The sequence below is a fragment of the Thalassotalea mangrovi genome (genome assembly GCF_005116735.1).
Classification (GTDB): Bacteria; Pseudomonadota; Gammaproteobacteria; order Enterobacterales; family Alteromonadaceae; genus Thalassotalea_A; species Thalassotalea_A mangrovi.
This window is the reverse complement of the sequence record NZ_SWDB01000007.1, coordinates 209,082-225,656: the sequence shown is the minus strand read 5'-3', so window position 1 is coordinate 225,656 and position 16,575 is coordinate 209,082. Positions and strand designations below refer to the sequence as shown.

18 protein-coding genes are annotated in these 16,575 nt (G+C 45.5%); 6 read left to right on the top strand and 12 right to left on the bottom strand.

Annotation, left to right across the window (positions count from 1 at the left end; all coding sequences use genetic code 11):
- Window positions 1-346 precede the first annotated feature (346 nt).
- Window positions 347-796, top strand: coding sequence for an RNA recognition motif domain-containing protein (locus E8M12_RS04170; protein WP_136734828.1), 450 nt, complete (start codon window positions 347-349; stop codon window positions 794-796).
- A gap of 75 nt (window positions 797-871) precedes the next feature.
- On the opposite strand, the gene purD is transcribed toward E8M12_RS04170, so the two are convergent.
- The 6 genes from purD to prmA all read right to left on the bottom strand — a co-directional run bounded on the left by purD (window position 872) and on the right by prmA (window position 7,259).
- Window positions 872-2,155, bottom strand: coding sequence for a phosphoribosylamine--glycine ligase (purD, locus tag E8M12_RS04165; RefSeq protein ID WP_136734827.1), 1,284 nt, complete (start codon window positions 2,153-2,155; stop codon window positions 872-874).
- 27 nt (window positions 2,156-2,182) lie between these two features.
- Window positions 2,183-2,989, bottom strand: coding sequence for a class I SAM-dependent methyltransferase (locus tag E8M12_RS04160; RefSeq protein ID WP_136734826.1), 807 nt, complete (start codon window positions 2,987-2,989; stop codon window positions 2,183-2,185).
- A 120-nt stretch (window positions 2,990-3,109) separates the two neighbouring features.
- Window positions 3,110-4,696 (bottom strand): bifunctional phosphoribosylaminoimidazolecarboxamide formyltransferase/IMP cyclohydrolase, encoded by a 1,587-nt coding sequence (gene purH, locus E8M12_RS04155; protein ID WP_136734825.1) that lies wholly within the window; start codon window positions 4,694-4,696, stop codon window positions 3,110-3,112.
- 189 nt (window positions 4,697-4,885) lie between these two features.
- Window positions 4,886-5,173: a DNA-binding transcriptional regulator Fis gene (gene fis, locus E8M12_RS04150; protein WP_136734824.1), complete on the bottom strand. Its 288-nt coding sequence runs from the start codon at window positions 5,171-5,173 to the stop codon at window positions 4,886-4,888.
- Window positions 5,174-5,190: 17 nt separating this feature from the next.
- Complete coding sequence (gene dusB, locus E8M12_RS04145) at window positions 5,191-6,156, bottom strand: tRNA dihydrouridine synthase DusB (RefSeq protein ID WP_211244977.1); 966 nt, start codon at window positions 6,154-6,156, stop codon at window positions 5,191-5,193.
- Window positions 6,157-6,377: 221 nt separating this feature from the next.
- Window positions 6,378-7,259, bottom strand: coding sequence for a 50S ribosomal protein L11 methyltransferase (gene prmA / locus E8M12_RS04140; RefSeq protein ID WP_136734822.1), 882 nt, complete (start codon window positions 7,257-7,259; stop codon window positions 6,378-6,380).
- 244 nt (window positions 7,260-7,503) lie between these two features.
- Here prmA and E8M12_RS04135 point away from each other — a divergent pair, with 244 nt between their 5' ends.
- A complete protein-coding gene (locus E8M12_RS04135; RefSeq protein WP_136734821.1) occupies window positions 7,504-8,457 on the top strand; it encodes an NAD(P)-dependent oxidoreductase in 954 nt (317 codons plus the stop codon).
- 59 nt (window positions 8,458-8,516) lie between these two features.
- Here the strand turns inward: E8M12_RS04135 and E8M12_RS16270 are convergent, their stop codons facing one another.
- A complete protein-coding gene (locus E8M12_RS16270) occupies window positions 8,517-8,693 on the bottom strand; it encodes a hypothetical protein (protein ID WP_169303030.1) in 177 nt (58 codons plus the stop codon).
- A 97-nt stretch (window positions 8,694-8,790) separates the two neighbouring features.
- A complete protein-coding gene (locus E8M12_RS04130; RefSeq protein ID WP_136734820.1) occupies window positions 8,791-9,465 on the bottom strand; it encodes a type 1 glutamine amidotransferase domain-containing protein in 675 nt (224 codons plus the stop codon).
- Between the two features lie 232 nt (window positions 9,466-9,697).
- Here E8M12_RS04130 and E8M12_RS04125 point away from each other — a divergent pair, with 232 nt between their 5' ends.
- Both E8M12_RS04125 and E8M12_RS04120 read left to right on the top strand, forming a co-directional pair.
- The gene (locus E8M12_RS04125; RefSeq protein WP_136734819.1) at window positions 9,698-10,087 is read left to right on the top strand and encodes an Hsp20/alpha crystallin family protein; all 390 of its coding nucleotides are present in this window, start codon (window positions 9,698-9,700) and stop codon (window positions 10,085-10,087) included.
- 108 nt (window positions 10,088-10,195) lie between these two features.
- Entirely contained in the window at window positions 10,196-11,587 is a 1,392-nt protein-coding gene (locus E8M12_RS04120) for an alpha-amylase family glycosyl hydrolase (protein ID WP_136734818.1), read from the top strand.
- A gap of 72 nt (window positions 11,588-11,659) precedes the next feature.
- Here E8M12_RS04120 and E8M12_RS04115 read toward each other — a convergent pair whose 3' ends face one another.
- Entirely contained in the window at window positions 11,660-12,676 is a 1,017-nt protein-coding gene (locus E8M12_RS04115) for a Gfo/Idh/MocA family protein (RefSeq protein ID WP_136734817.1), read from the bottom strand.
- 171 nt (window positions 12,677-12,847) lie between these two features.
- Between E8M12_RS04115 and E8M12_RS04110 the strand changes: the two genes are divergently transcribed.
- On the top strand, window positions 12,848-13,267 hold the full coding sequence (locus E8M12_RS04110; protein WP_136734816.1) for a hypothetical protein: 420 nt from the start codon (window positions 12,848-12,850) through the stop codon (window positions 13,265-13,267).
- Window positions 13,264-13,461: a helix-turn-helix transcriptional regulator gene (locus E8M12_RS04105; protein WP_136734815.1), complete on the top strand. Its 198-nt coding sequence runs from the start codon at window positions 13,264-13,266 to the stop codon at window positions 13,459-13,461. Before E8M12_RS04110 ends, E8M12_RS04105 begins: the two co-directional genes overlap by 4 nt.
- Here E8M12_RS04105 and E8M12_RS04100 read toward each other — a convergent pair.
- From E8M12_RS04100 to E8M12_RS04090, 3 genes are all read right to left on the bottom strand, one after another.
- A complete protein-coding gene (locus tag E8M12_RS04100) occupies window positions 13,458-13,850 on the bottom strand; it encodes an MmcQ/YjbR family DNA-binding protein (RefSeq protein ID WP_136734814.1) in 393 nt (130 codons plus the stop codon). The genes E8M12_RS04105 and E8M12_RS04100 overlap by 4 nt on opposite strands.
- Before the next feature lie 94 nt (window positions 13,851-13,944).
- Entirely contained in the window at window positions 13,945-15,762 is a 1,818-nt protein-coding gene (locus tag E8M12_RS04095; protein ID WP_136734813.1) for a S8 family serine peptidase, read from the bottom strand.
- A 347-nt stretch (window positions 15,763-16,109) separates the two neighbouring features.
- Window positions 16,110-16,514: a hypothetical protein gene (locus E8M12_RS04090; RefSeq protein WP_136734812.1), complete on the bottom strand. Its 405-nt coding sequence runs from the start codon at window positions 16,512-16,514 to the stop codon at window positions 16,110-16,112.
- Between the last annotated feature and the right edge of the window lie 61 nt (window positions 16,515-16,575).

Here is a 16,575-nt window from a genome sequence, read left to right as displayed (position 1 = left end):
GGCTTCAAAACCCTTCCTGGTTAGTCGTTGACTTGTGCCGTGGAAGTGGATGCGCATTTTAGGGATTTTCTGGTCGCCGTCAACACCCAAATCAACAAAAAACACAAAAAAACGATCGTTTGCTCAAAAACAGAACAAACCGAACAAAAAGAGTACAAAAATAAGCAGAATTCCGGCTAAAGTTGGCTAAAACGATCGTTAGAACTATCTTTTAATCAGAGTAACATTCATAAAAATCCTTATTGTATTTAAGGTTTTTCATTAATGTTATTGCCATTTGTTAAGGTATTGTTAACATAGGATTGGATTAGAACATTACAAGTACAATAATAATCAGGTAATAATCATGAAAGCTCCATTAGTCCTCACATCTACCCTCATTGCGACAGGGTGCGCATTGGTTGGTTATTTCATCGGCTCTGCGGTTGACAACGTAGACGCCATTTCCTTAACGATAGGTTTATTCGTTGGTGCTGTTGTTTCGCCATTCATTGCCAAGCTGTTATCGAGTGAACAACAAACCCAGGAGATCAAAACGTTATACGTGGGTAATTTACCCTATCGTGCAAATGAAGCCGCGGTTAGAAGTTTATTTGCATCCCATGGTGAAGTTCACTCAGTGCGACTGATGAAGGACAAGCAAACCGGCAAACGTCGTGGGTTTGGTTTTGTTGAAATGGCAGCCAGTGATGCAGACGGAGCGATCGAATCGTTAAATGACACAGAGTTTCAACAACGAACATTAAAAGTCCGGGAAGCGAAAGAGCGACCTGAACCAGGTCAGAACAACGATTAAGTTATAAGTCGGTAAACACTTCAGGCTTTAAATAAAAAAGGGTCCTTGCGGACCCTTTTTTAGTTTTATCAGTATTTATGCTTCACGGGCTATCGCACGATAAGCAATATCTGTTCTGTAAATCATACCCTGCCAACTGATTTCCTCTACCAGCTGATAGGCAGATTTTTGTGCTTCGGTCACTGAGTTACCCAATGCCGTTGCGCATAAAACTCGACCTCCGGCGGTAACGACCTTATCATCCTGCATAGCAGTACCGGCGTGAAACGTTTTTCTATCTGTTGATGAATTGGTATTCAAACCCGAAATAACATCGCCTTTCGGATAACTTGCCGGATAACCATTAGCCGCCAATACCACGCCTACAGCTGCACGCGGATCAAATTCTGCTGTTGCCTTATCAAGGTTACCTGCACAGGCTTCAAGACATAACTGCACTAAATCCGACTGTAACCGCATCATAATGGGTTGTGTTTCCGGATCACCAAAACGACAATTGTACTCGATCACTTTCGGAGTGCCATCTGCGGTAATCATCAGGCCGGCATATAAAAATCCGGTATACGGCGCATCTTCTTTCGCCATGCCTTCAACCGTAGGGATAACCACTTCGTTCATAATTCGATCATGAATTTGTGGGGTCACAACCGGAGCCGGAGAATAAGCTCCCATACCACCTGTGTTAGGTCCCTGGTCACCGTTCAGTGCACGTTTGTGATCCTGGCTGGTGGCCATTGGCAAAATATTTTTGCCATCTACCATGACGATAAAGCTGGCTTCTTCGCCCTCCAGGAACTCTTCGATTACAACACGATGACCAGCATCGCCAAAGGCATTACCAGCGAGCATGTCTTTGATAGCATCTTCTGCTTCTGCCAGGGTCATCGCCACGATTACCCCTTTACCTGCTGCCAGGCCATCGGCTTTTACAACGATCGGCGCCCCCATTTTTCGGACGTATTCGATTGCCGGTTCAATTTCGGTAAAGTTCGCGTAATCTGCCGTTGGGATCTTATGGCGAGCCAAGAAGTCTTTGGTAAATGCTTTTGAGCCTTCCAACTGAGCGGCTTTCGCCGACGGGCCAAAAATCGTCAAGCCCGCTTGTTGAAACGCATCCACGACGCCATCAACCAGAGGTTGTTCCGGACCAACAATGGTCAATTCGATTTTTTCCTGTTGAGCAAACTCAACTAAAGCCGGAATGTCACCAACGGCAATGGCGACATTCTCTAACTTAGCTTCGGTAGCAGTACCCGCGTTGCCAGGGGCAACAAAAACCTTGTCTACATTGGCCGACTGCGACGCTTTCCATGCCAACGCATGTTCGCGCCCACCACTACCTATCACTAAAATTTTCATTACTACTTATTCCTAAAACAGGCCGACTTATTTAGCCGGCTTTACAAATTTCAATGTCATGCGATCGCTTTCCCCGATAGCAAGATACTTTTCACGGTCCTGCTCACCCAGACGTAATGAAGGTGGTAAAGTCCAGACACCTTTAGGATGTTGTGCGTTATCTTTCGGGTTAGCATTTATTTCACTGGTTGCTGCCAATTCAAACCCTGCCGCTTTTGCCTGCTCAATGGCAAGGGCCTGCGAGTAATAGCCGTCAGACTTCTCGAGGTTTTCTGGCAGTCTATGCTCTACTACCCCAAGAACACCACCAGGCTTTAATGCGTTAAATGCATCGGCAAATACCTGTTTTACGCCCGCTTCACCCCAATTGTGAAGGTTGCGAAACGTTAACACCATATCGGCGCTACCTGCCGGAGCTAACTCACTGCCCTCTTTCGGAGTAAAATCGGTCAGTTTTACCTCACTAAATACTGGATCTGAGGCAAGCTTTTTCTCAAGGGATTGACGAGAGCGGCTGTAATAATCATCCTTTCCCGTATCCGGATAGTGCGCACCATAGAGGACACCACTACCTTTTAAGGCCGGAGCCAGGATCTCTGTGTACCAGCCACCGCCCGGGGCAATCTCAACAACGGTCATATCATCTTTGAATCCGAAGAATTCCAGTGTTTGTTTCGGGTGACGATATTCATCACGTGCTTTATTTTTTTCTGAACGATGGTCACCAGCAATGGCCGCATCCAATTTATCAAAGGCGAATGCCGCATTGGAGAGTGTACCCATCAAGGCAACAGATAACAGAGAAGCTTTTACTACGGATTTGATTATTGTCATATTTTTCTTCCACATTTGTTAAATTTCAGATCGTTACGCGAACTAGTATATAGCATAAACAACGTGGAAAAGTAACAAGGCCGCAACCAATCCTGGCAACGACCCTGAATAACACTATGGTTAATGACGGAAATGACGCATTCCGGTAAACACCATGGCCATACCGTGTTCGTCGGCTGCGGCAATGACTTCTTCATCACGCATTGAACCACCCGGTTGGATAACGGCGGTAATACCCGCTTCTGCAGCGGCATCGATACCATCACGGAATGGGAAGAAGGCGTCAGATGCCATGACTGAACCCGGGACTTCCAAGCCTTCATCGGCAGCTTTAATACCAGCGATTTTAGCCGAATATACACGGCTCATTTGGCCGGCACCGACACCAACTGTCATTTGATTTTTCACATATACGATAGCATTAGATTTAACGAACTTGGCGACTTTCCAGCTGAACAACAGGTCTTTTAATTCTTCTTCGCTCGGCTGACGTTTACTCACAACTTTTAAATCATCCAGGGTTACCATACCCTGATCACGATCCTGAACTAACAGGCCACCATTTACACGCTTAAGCTCATAACCATCGGTTTGAGTCTCCCACTGACCACACTCAAGCAGACGTACATTGGGTTTCGCAGAAACAATCTGTGCAGCGCCACTAGAAACTGAAGGCGCAATAATCACTTCGACAAACTGGCGGGAAACAATTGCTTCTGCCGTATCGGCATCCAGTTCACGGTTAAAGGCGATAATGCCACCAAACGCGGACGTTGGGTCAGTTTTGAATGCTGCATCATACGCTGCCTGAATATTGTCACCAATGGCAACACCACAAGGGTTGGCATGCTTCACGATCACACAGGCAGGTTCGGCGAATTCTTTAACACATTCAAGCGCAGCATCCGTATCAGCGATATTGTTGTATGAAAGGGCTTTACCCTGAAGTTGAGTAGCCGTAGAAACTGACGCTTCTTGTGGTTCTGCTTCTACATAGAAAGCTGCTTGCTGATGCGAGTTTTCACCGTAACGCAGATCCTGCTTCTTGATAAACTGACTGTTGAAGGTACGAGGGAATTTGGTCGCTTCAGCATCTTCGACATTGTGAGCTGGCAGCATCTTACCGAAGTAATTAGCAATCATGCCGTCGTAGCTAGCCGTGTGCTCATAAGCTGCAATCGCTAAATCGAAACGCGTTTGATAGGTTAACGAACCATTATTGGCGTTCATTTCTGCCAATACGCGATCGTAATCTTTAGCGTTAACAACGATAGTCACATCTTTGTGGTTCTTCGCCGCCGCACGCACCATGGTCGGGCCGCCAATATCAATATTCTCGATAGCGTCTTCCAGACTGCAATCATCGTTTGCAACCGTTTTTGCAAACGGGTAAAGGTTCACCACAACCATATCGATGGGCTGGATGTTGTTTTCACTCATTACCGCTTCATCAAGATCACGACGACCAAGGATGCCGCCATGGACTTTCGGGTGCAGGGTTTTTACACGACCGTCCATGATCTCTGGGTGGCCGGTGTAATCTGAAACTTCAGTTACCTGAATGCCGTTGTCTGCTAACAACTTGGCTGTGCCACCCGTAGATAAGATATCTACACCTTGTTGCGCCAGATTGCGCGCGAACTCAACGATGCCAGTTTTATCAGAAACACTTAACAGAGCGCGTCTTATTGGGCGAGGAGTATCCATAATAATCTTGTTTACCTTTTACCGTGATTACAGGTTGATTAATGTGTGTATAGTTTACTTCATTGCCTGCAAAGTATTGCAGGCTTCAAAAAATATACCCGTACCGCGTCCTGCTATCCGGGCATACATACATCCATGTAATAAAAAAGCACCCGAAGGTGCTTTTAATGCAGGCGAACCTGCGCGATATTAGTTCATGCCGTACTTTTTAAGTTTCTTGCGCAAAGTACCGCGGTTGATGCCTAGTAAGTTTGCAGCGCGCGTTTGATTACCGCGAGTATATTGCATTACTTCTTCTAACATCGGTGCTTCGATTTCAGAGAGTACTAATTCGTACATATCGTCAACGTCGTTGCCATTTAATTGCGACAAGTAGTTTTTAATCGCGATTTTAGCTTGAGAGCGCAAAGGTGATGCCTTGGTCTGAGTTTGCTGGTCACCGATCACAAATGGAGAAGAAATATTTTGTTCAAACATAAAGTTCAGACTCTTATTTAAGTTAATTGGTCAAAAAACATATTTAATGCGTTTAGTTGCTCTTCCGGCAACTCAAGAGCATTAAATATAGGCCGAAATTCTTTAGCCTGGTCATGCGCCTGCAGATACCAGGATACGTGCTTACGAGCAATCCTTACTCCCATAAACTCACCATAAAACTTGTGCAATTCCTTAACATGCCCGAGCAAAATTGCTTTCACTTCCCCGACATCAGGAGGCGATAACGTTTCACCTGTTGCCAGATAATGATTTATTTCTCGAAATATCCACGGGCGTCCCTGAGCTGCGCGGCCAATCATGACTGCATCAGCACCAGTATATTCCAACACCTGCAGGGCTTTTTCCGCAGAAGTCACATCACCATTGGCAACTACCGGAATAGTTACGGCTCGTTTTATGGCTTTTATCGTATCGTACTCCGCGTTACCTTTATAAAAATCACATCGGGTACGACCGTGCACTGCCAGTGCCTGAATTCCATTTCTTTGAGCTATTTTTGCTATCTCAACACCGTTACGGGTGTTTTCACACCAACCGGTACGGATTTTCAACGTCACCGGAACATCCACAGCAGCAACAACCGCTTTCACGATTTGTTCTACCTGCTTCGGTTCTTTTAACAATGCTGAGCCAGCGAGCTTTTTATTTACCTTTTTCGCAGGGCATCCCATATTGATATCAATAATCTGTGCACCATTGTCGACATTGACCTGAGCGGCATAAGCCATTTCCTCAGGATCAGAGCCTGCAATCTGTACAGAGCGGATCCCTACTTCATCACCGTGTTGCATTCGCAATCGGGATTTGTCTGACTTCCAAACTTTAGGATTAGAAGACAACATTTCAGACACAGCCAAACCAGCCCCTAATCGACAGCAAAGTTGTCGAAAAGGACGATCGGTAATCCCCGCCATCGGCGCCAGGATCACATTATTTTCTAACTGATAAGGACCAATGTTCACGTTGATGGTTTTTTGAGCTCATGTTCAAAAGGGCGCTAAGTTTACGTGTTTTTAGCGCCGATGAAAAGCCTATAAAATGTACGAATGGCTATTTTTTTGTACTTTTTATAGTTGACATTTTGGCAAACAGGTTAGACCTGAATTGATGGGCTGAAATAGCTGCGAAACTGTTGCATTTTTGTACAAAAATACAATTCATTAAATTTCTTGAAATCAGACAGTTAGCGACGGATACCGTCCAACCTTACCCACTCCTCCTGAACCGTCATCGGATTCATCTGGCAATATTGGTCATAGACCTGGCTAAGTGACTCCCCCTGCTCTTCAAGAATGCCGGATAACGCCAACAGGCCACCGGGCTTAACAAAACTGGTTATCACCTGTGATAACTCTTTTAGCGGCCCGGCAAGAATATTCGCCACGACAATATCGGCTTTTAGTTCTGGTTGCTCATCTGGCAGGTACAAAAACAAGCGATCGGCGACATTGTTTCTCTCGGCATTGGCTTTGCTCGCCTGTAACGCCTGCGGGTCAATGTCGATACCTATCACCCGCTCGGCACCAAGTTTCAGCGCCGCCAGGGATAGGATCCCGGAACCGCAACCAAAATCAACAACCGTTTTGCCAGCCAGGTCTAAACCATCAAGCCAGGTCAGGCATAACGCGGTAGTCGGATGGGTACCGGTACCGAAAGCGAGGCCTGGGTCTAGCATCACATTCACCGCATCCGGCTCAGGTACCTCGCGCCAACTTGGGCAAATCCACAATCGTTGGCCAAATTTCATTGGATGAAAGTTATCCATCCACTCACGTTCCCAATCCTTATCTTCGAGCTGCTCCAGCTTATATTGCATGTCCTTTTTATCCGGGTGAATCGATTGCAGGTAGGTAATGACCTTTTCCATATCATGGCTGGCATCATATAGACCCATAACCACAGTATTGCTCCAGTAAGTGACTTCATCTCCCGGTAAGGGTTCATAAATAGGAGTATCTTTGGCATCAATAAAAGTAACCGCCTGCGCACCACATGCGGATAACCAGTCAGAATATTTTTCAGCAGTTTCTTCGTTCGCTGCCAGTCTTAATTGAATCCAGGGCATATTCGCTCTCTAATTGACTTGATGGGTATAGTTTATCACGGCTAACTGCGATCTGGTGCGGTTTCCACCTGGCATTACAGGTTTCATCGCCGACAGGCCAATTGAGTCACGAATCCTATAACTGTCACTCCGACCATTATATTGGCTGACGGGCCGCGAGCTATGATATGCAATCCGGTTATTTGCCGAAACGAAAAAATCTGCGAAGATAGGCTATCTCATCGTTGATAATCATGGACGCAGCATGCAATATTTCCCCATTTTCCTGGATGCTGAAAAGCTTAATGTCGTCATTGTCGGCGGCGGCAGCGTCGCTGCCAGAAAAATTGAACTTATTAGCAAGACGCCGGCACGGGTCACAATTGTATCGCCGCACGTGAATGCAACTGTCGCCGCACTTATTGAACGACATAACATTGCCTGGCAGGCTGGTTCTTATCACCGCGCCGCGCTCGAACAGGCGAACCTGGTTATTGCCGCGACTAATAATGCAACGGTCAATGCCGCTGTCTACAGTGACGCCAGTGCTTCTAATATATTGGTGAACGTTGTCGATTCTCCTCAGCAGTGTACATATATTACCCCAGCCATTATCGATAGAGCCCCTATGCTCGTAGCCTTATCCAGCTCAGGCAGCGCTCCTATTCTATTGCAAATGCTGAAGAGCCAGATAGAGCAGACATTACCCAGTCACTACGGCCAGCTTGCCGAGTTTTGCCGCAGTCGTCGTCACCGGGTACATCAATGCATTGAAGATTTTGCTGCCCGAAAAGCGTTTTGGCAGGAGGTTTTGTCCGGAGAAATAGCGAAGCTTATTGTCAGCGGCAAACAGCAAGGTGCTGAACAACAATTTGAGCAGCGCTTGCAACACATCGCCCAGGATAAACATTCGCAACGGCAAGCTCCCGGCAGCCTTACGCTCGTCGTTGCCAGTGACAATAACCCTGACCTGCTGACATTATCGGCGTATCAGGCCATGCAGGTCGCCGATGTAGTCTATCGGGATCCCCTGTTATCGGAACGATTTTACGAATTTGCCAGGCGCGATAGTGAAAAACCGCCCGAGTTTGAATCGTCACGAATACTTGCTGATGTGCAAGCGGGTCGCAGAGTTGTAGTCATTACTACGACACTTGAAACGTTACAGGTGTCGGATCTAACAGACATCCGAATCTATTACAGCGGCAAATCTAATTGAGCGGCAAAGCCTGCTGAATTTCGAGCATCATTGTTTCAGCTTAACGTATTGTCCCTGGCTTAACTGTGTCCTTGCTCAACTTCTGCAGCCTCCAGGTACTGCCATATTTGCTCTGCCTGACTGAGGCAATCCTCACATTCCTGTGGATGCCCGTTCAGCATGGCCTGTTCGGCTCTTTGCGTAAGTTGTAAATGCTCGGCGACCAATTGTTCAATCAAATCATGCTCCAGGGCCATGACAACCTCCTATAAGACTCACTATTGGCATAGTTGGCACAGATGAGCACGGATAACTCACCTTGCAATAAATTCAGTATAACTGATCAGGCGTAGTTCAATTGAGAAGTTGGTTAACGATTGCTTCCCCGACGCCGGAAGCGGATGCTGGATTTTGCCCGGTGATCAGCCGTCCATCGACCACCACATTTTCCGTCCAGGGCGCGCGCTTGATGTATTTACGGGCACTGCGTGTCAAAGACTCTTCCAACAAGAATGGGATTTTCTCAATCGTGCCAAATTCAACTTCTTCTTCCCGGGTAAAGCCAGTGACCATGTGCTTGCTCAGCAACGATTCGCCATTGCCTAGCTGCACTGGAAGCAGCCCCGCCGGACCATGACAAACAGCACCAATCACACCTCCGTTCTCATAATAGTCAGCGAGCAAACCTGCGGTTTTCTTATGAGTGGCTAAATCTGACAATAACCCAAAGCCTCCCGGATAAAAAATTGCAGCGTAATCGGCAAGATTGAGTTGTTCAACGACCAGAGTGTTTGCCAGCTTTTTCTTAACATCATCTCTGGACAGGATCATTGAATTAATCGCATCCCCTTCGGTATCTTCGCCGTAGATGGGAGCAACCCCTCCTTTGATTGAGGCGATATCAAAGCCAAATCCTGCGGCAAAAAATTTCTCCAGGGCGTGGGTCAGCTCAGGCGCATAGGTTCCATTTGCTTCGTTAGTATCACCCAAAGTGCCATGATTGGTTGCCACCACTAAAATTTTCTTCATAACTCTCTCTCATCGCGCATCGATTCTGCAATTATAGTTAGATACGTTAAAGATTGTTCGAATCAAAACAGTGATCAGATCACTTCCAGGAAAGCTCCGTTCTTCCAACCAGCGATGATAATTTCAATATCCGCGCAGGTAAAAAAATAATTCTCTGCTAAATTAACAAAGTAAGTGAAAAAAGCGGTTTCATGTCATTTCATCGGAAGTCATAACATGCAAAGGAGCAAACATGACATCTTCAAACGGTGGTGAGTTGTGGGATTGGCGTTCAGCGATGCCGGAATTGGCCGCGATTTCCAGTAAGCCTCAATCACGCCCCAATATCACAACTGAAGAATTTGCCGATCATTACAAGGTTATCGCAAAGTTCCCAGGTAGTTTGCGCGATAACGTCCACGTCCAGATTTTTAACAAGTCACTGCAACTTTCAACCTCGCGGATGCGAAATCAATTGCACTCCCGGCAAAACCTGCCGCCAGTTAATGAGAGAATATCGGCCTCCAGACCTACACAACTAGGTTGTGATTATTTTATTGAATTTTCCTGTCGGGTAAGCAGTAAACTGGTCCACCGCCATTTTCATAATGGCGTGCTTATCCTGATTCTGGCCAAGCGTTAGTGACCGCTGATACACGACCTAACCAGTTAAAAATAAGAGGGTTTATTGCAACCAAACACCTGCTTGTTACAATCAAATCAAACACTTGTGATGCGATGAAAAACTACTATGAAATTTTTACAAGCTAAAACATTACTTCTAACCGTGCTGCTCTGCGTCGGCCAGTCGATTTCACTACCGGCAGCGGCGGCTAAAGCTAACAACAGTTACCAACCTGAACCCTATGTGAAACTGCAACACCCCGACTGGATTCGCAATGCCACGATTTACGAAGTAAATATTCGTCAATATACAGAACAAGGGACATTCAATGCTTTCGCTGAGCACTTGCCGCGACTGAAACGTTTAGGTGTTGATATCCTCTGGCTGATGCCAATCCATCCCATTGGCGAGAAGAATCGCAAAGGCAGTATCGGTAGCTACTATTCCGTAAAAGACTATCGTGCAGTAAACCCGGATTTTGGCACGATGGACGATTTCAAAGCGCTGGTTGAAAAGGCCCACGATATGGGTATGTATGTGATTCTCGATTGGGTCGCAAACCACTCAGCCTGGGATAACCCATTAACGGAATCAAACCCAGACTGGTACAGTAAAGATCATAATGGCAATTTTCAGCCAACCCCCTGGTGGGATTGGTCGGATATTATTGATTTTGATTTTGACAACCCGCACATGCGGCAGTACATGGCCGAGTCGATGGAGTTTTGGGTGAAAGAGGCCAATATCGATGGATATCGCGCAGACGTTGCCGGGTTTATCCCGATTGATTTTTGGGAGCATGTCCGGAAAAAACTCGATGCCATCAAACCGGTGTTTATGCTGGCCGAGTGGGAATCCAGGGATTTACACCAACATGCTTTTGATATGAGTTATGCCTGGCAGTTACATGACACCCTGCATGAAGTGGCCATGGGCAAAAAGGATGCGTCCGCCATTTATAACTATTTTGCAAAAACGCTCAACGCCTGGGACCGTGATGCTATTAAGATGAACTTTGTCGACAATCATGACAAAAACTCCTGGGAGCAAACCATGTACGATAGGTTTGGCGATTACCTACCGGCCAGCATCGTCCTGACCGCTACTGCTGAGGGCATGCCATTGATTTACAGTGGCCAGGAAGCCGGATTGGACAAAGTCTTAGCATTTTTCGAGAAAGACCTGATTGTCTGGAAAGAAGATCCGATCGGCGACTTATATCAGACTCTCTTTACCTTAAAACACAAAAACAAAGCTCTGTGGAATGGTAACTGGGGTGGTGCCATGATCCCGGTTCCAAATAATGCCAGTAAATCGGTGATCTCGTTTGTCAGAGAGCAGGACATAGATAAAGTATTCGTGGTAATAAACTTTTCAGACAAAGAACAATCAGTGAGTTTCGAAGAAAACATTCAGCTAGGCGACTACCGGGAATTATTTAGCCAAAAACCATTTACGATAAAGAAGGATAGTCGACTGCAACTACCCGCTTTTAGTTATAAAGTTTTTGTGAAGTAATAATTTAATGTGATTGGTATAAATGTAAGCCTTGATGACAGAAATTCCCATCAAGGCTTAACTGGGCCATTTTTAAATATTATCGTTCAGCTGTACCCAGGCTTGCGTCGCGTGGCTTTGTTGAACCGCTTCAATCAGCCTCATGATCGCCTCGGCATCATCAAGCCCATAGGGCACCGGTTGAGCTGTTAAAATTGCCTGAGAAAAATCATCTATCTGGCTTAAATAATGATCGTTATAAGGCACCGAAATTTTCTTAGCTGGCAATTGGCCGTTGTCATACAACAAGATTTCAGTATCACCTGAATCGAGTGCAAACGGGTCATCAATCCTTAGTCTGCCGCGTTCACATTGTATTTCCAGGTACTGACCAGCCGCCAACTGGGTCGAACAATTGAAACTCACCTGAGCCGCACCAAAATCAATAAGCCCACTGGTCATTTTGTCGATGTTAAAATCTGCGTCAATCTGTTGACTGGCCAGCAGCCGTTGTGGCTCCCGCGCCAGCAATAAACGCGACACAGCCAGACAATAACAACCGATATCATAAAGGGCGCCACCACCTATGTCGGCCTGATTTCGAACATTTCCAGGATCGCGATTAAAGTAGGTAAATGACACATGCATAAAGCCTATTTCCCCTAAATTTTCACGCTCGATCAGGTCCAGGAGCATCTGCCAGCGCGGGTGGTGACGATACATAAATGCTTCCATTACGCAAAGGTGTGGATACTTCGCCGCAGCAATCGTCAGTTCTGCTAATTGCTGGCTAGACAAGGCAATGGGTTTTTCACATAACACGTGCTTACCTGCCTCAAGTGCAGCAATGGTCATCGGCACATGCAAATGATTCGGCAACGGGTTGTAAATAACATCAATGTCTGGATCTTCTAGCAGAGTCTGGTAATCACCACTGCAGGCACGAATATTTAAATCCGATGCCCACTGTAAAGCACTTTCCGGGGTTCTGGAAGCCATGGTAATCGTTCCTGTCATGTCCGATTTTTGTAGCGCTGGAATGACTTTCTGGCGTGCAATTTTCGCACTGCTCAATATGCCCCAGTTCAACTTATTGTTGTCTTTTTGCAATGATTCATCCTTCCCTTTCTAGGTAATGTTGTGAGTACTAGGTTAGCACATTGATGACACGTTAAAATATCAACTTAACATAACAAAAAGTAAATTAAACTTGACATTGCAATCATATTGACCCATAAATTAGTCAAGCTTAATTTACTTAATGACAAAGGAGATAGACAAATGAATGCCACGACACCATCTTCTAGCTGGCAAAACCGTAATAAAAAGCGTACTCGAAACCTGGCACTATGGACCTTGGCCTGGGTACTGACCATGGCTCTGGCGACGCTCGGCCCGGCATTGCTTTGGCAGGAAGATAAACTATTCAGCATGTTAGCCATTGGTCTGAATGTCCTACTCGGTTTCGGGATGATTTACGCCAATGTTATCCACCTCAGGGGGCTGGATGAAATGCAGCAAAAAGTGCAGTTACAGTCGATGGGAATTACGTTAGGTATAGGCATGGTGTTGGGTTTTGCCTATTCCAACTTAGACATTGCCAACGTGATTGCGACTGACGCCGAAATATCTCATCTAATGATGATAATGGCCATTACCTATATGATTTCATTGGTTATCGGGTTAAAAAGATTGTCATGAAAAACAAATTAAAAGTACTGCGCGCCGAACGCAACTGGACTCAGGCCGATCTGGCAAACCAACTGGAAGTGTCAAGGCAGACCATAAATGCGATTGAGAAAGGAAAGTTTGATCCAAGTTTGCCCCTGGCGTTTAAAACTGCACGTTTATTCAGTCTGAAAATCGAAGAAATATTTGAAGAGGAAACGGACTAGTCTTTTTCCAGATAAAGCCGGACCGCCTGCCGGTCCACTTTTTTTAAACTCGCTACGACCAAATCGAAAGAGCTATCTATCATTCTTTCAATTTCTCCAATGGGCACCGAACCATCAAGAATGACGGTATTCCAGAGTCTTTTATTCATGTGATAACCGGGAATGATCGACCTAAAAATATCACGGAGCATTATTGCCTCGTCTGGATCACATTTGAGATTCATCCACCAATAAGCATCATCACCTCCTCCTCCCTTGCCCAGTTTCCCTAGCGAAAGAGTGGCAAACATTTTTCCCTTTACTTTGTAGACTTCAACGCCTTCTCCAAATGGATATTGCATTTCAGTAAAAGGTCTATTTAACAGATAGTTGCGTATATGTTCCGGCATCTGAGATCTCATAAAAAAATGGCACATCATCTAGTTAAAAATAAAGGAGCCGAAGCTCCTTTATGTGTACAGGTGTATTTCGAGAAATCTCTTTCTAGAAAACTACGTTTACATCGGCGGAACAGGTTGCTGTACCTTGCTCACAAACCTTGTAAGTGTAGCTTCCGCCACCTTTAACACCGATATTATCGGTGTAGGCTCCAGTATCAGAACCGCTGAAAATGACTGAATTATCACGGTACACATCAACATTGGCAGCAGCGGTACCTTGCCAGGTCAAATCGACAACCTGAAGACCACGGCTCTTATAGCCATTAGCGCTCAGGGTAATGTCACCGCCGCCAGGACCACCAGTATCTCCACATGCGTTTGCTTGCAGGTAATCAGAAGCAGCCTTGGCTTTAACTATGCCATAACCGAAGTAAACATCATTACCTGCTGCACCAGCATCTTCTGCCGTTGCTTTCAATGCTGCACGAATTTCTTCACCGCTACATTCAGGATGATTTGACCAGACCAACGCAGCCAAGCCTGCAACAGCAGGCGTTGCCATGGATGTACCACTCATATAACCATAGTCTGTGGCAAAAACCTCTACATCAGCATTCGCTGCCGCCAGAATTGCATCCCGGTCTTCCAGAGCCGTACCGACAACAGGAATCGTTGTGGCATTGGTTTCACCCAAGGTTCCGTATAACATACCAGGCTCATTGTTGATAACGATTGCACCGATACCACCCGAGTCCTCACAGTTCTTCGTCTTGTCATGAAAACTGATGTTTCCGCGGTCAATTAAACAAACTTTGCCGTCAGCACCGGCATCGATTGTTTCCGCTGTGCCCATAAAGTAAGTCGCACCTGATGCACTACCAAAGTTTTCCATACCAGCAGAACTGTATGTACTTCCATCAAGTGATACGTTACTGGCAGCCGCAGAACCGGCCGGATAGGTAGATAGCGTATCAACCCCACCTGCGGTTACCTCAACACAGATAGTTTCATCAGTAACTACGTTTTTGCCACGACCAGACTCACAGCTTGGGAACTGAGAAAAATCAGCAATATTATTATCGGCATCATTCGCACCAATCATCATTACTGAAGGATAACCAGCAGGATAGGAGCGAACGGAATTACCATCATTACCAGCGGCTGCAACGACTAAACCACCGTTGGCAACAAAGTTCTCAAAGGCGTTCGATTCTGCAGTACTGGTACCGCCGCCACCAAGACTCATATTAATAATGTTAGCGCCTGCCTGAGCACAAAGATCCGTTGCATGAGCTAAATCTGATGAGTATCCCCAACCACCTTCATTGAATACTTTGATGATATGCATGGGTACACCCGGGGCCATACCAACAACCCCAAAGTTGTTGTCCGCCGCACCAACGGTTCCGGCGACATGAGTACCATGGGCACCGCCGGCATCAAACCAGTTGCCCGTGCCTGAGTCATTATCACCGGTGATATCGGCCCAGTTGAAATCATTATTGCCAATATCCAGACCGGAATCGATTACACATACCTTCATACCAGCAGATGCATCGAAAGCCACCTGATCAGCCTGTGACTGATAAACTGCATATGGGGTTAATTGCTGTGTTTCCGGATTACCGGCATCATCATTGTATGCGGCATACAGCTTGCGCTTTTGATCCACTTCTACCAATTTTACATGCGGATTATTCATTAAACCGCGAATTTCAGATGCATCCTTACCAGCAAAATCTGCGGCGATAAAGTTTTTACCGTCGACTTTAATGTCACCACCAAGTTGCTTGGCCAGCGCTTTGACCACGCCTTTGTTGGTATTATCTACATGCACTATCACACGTTCCGCGTGTGCCGTAGTGCTTATTGCCGTTAATACCGACAAACCAATTGCTGACATCGTAAATTTTTTAAACATGACGACTGTTCCTATGAATTATTAAATTGTTATTGTTTGAGGGGCTAACTTTGAAAACAACGTGTTCATGCCAAAGTAAATCCACAATAGCTCAAAAAACGAACAAACTAAACTAAGATAAATAAAACAATAAGTTATAACTTACAGACAGAAATCAGCAATTATTCATAAGGGAGATAAATCAAGGGATAGGAAGCTTGGGTTTTCTTTTTTCATAACCTGATAAGAAAGAAAAAAGATTTTCAGTTAAAAAATCACTGCTTGTATGAATCAAAAATCAGATACAAAAAACGCGAATGACAGAGCTGTTAATCCACCATCCGCGATCTTCAAAAAGAATATGTAAATTAGCTGTTGGTATTGGCGTTAACGGTTGATAACTCACGCTCTAACCAGGCAATGGCCTTGCCCCGGCCCATATCAAGGCCGTGGAATTCTTTCAGGTTAAGGTTATCTATTTTACGCTGCTGCAGCAATTTCGCGACTTCATCACTGTCATGATTGTTATAAGAAACAACGCCAATAGCAACCAAGTCCTGATGAGATGCAATATGCAGGCGAGTTTCATAACTCATTTTGTAATTGTGAATACGGTTCACTAACACCGCATAAGGTCCATGGAAGTGGCTATGCAAAAACTCATCATACTCCTCGCACATTTCCAGGCTCATTTCCACGCCTTCGTCCACCAGAACTTCTGCGATATTGTCATTGATAATATTGATATAACCAAAACTCAGGGTATATTTCATGAATACTCCATTGGGTATTATTTTTATGGGGACTTTTAGAAAACGTTTTGCACAAAATTAC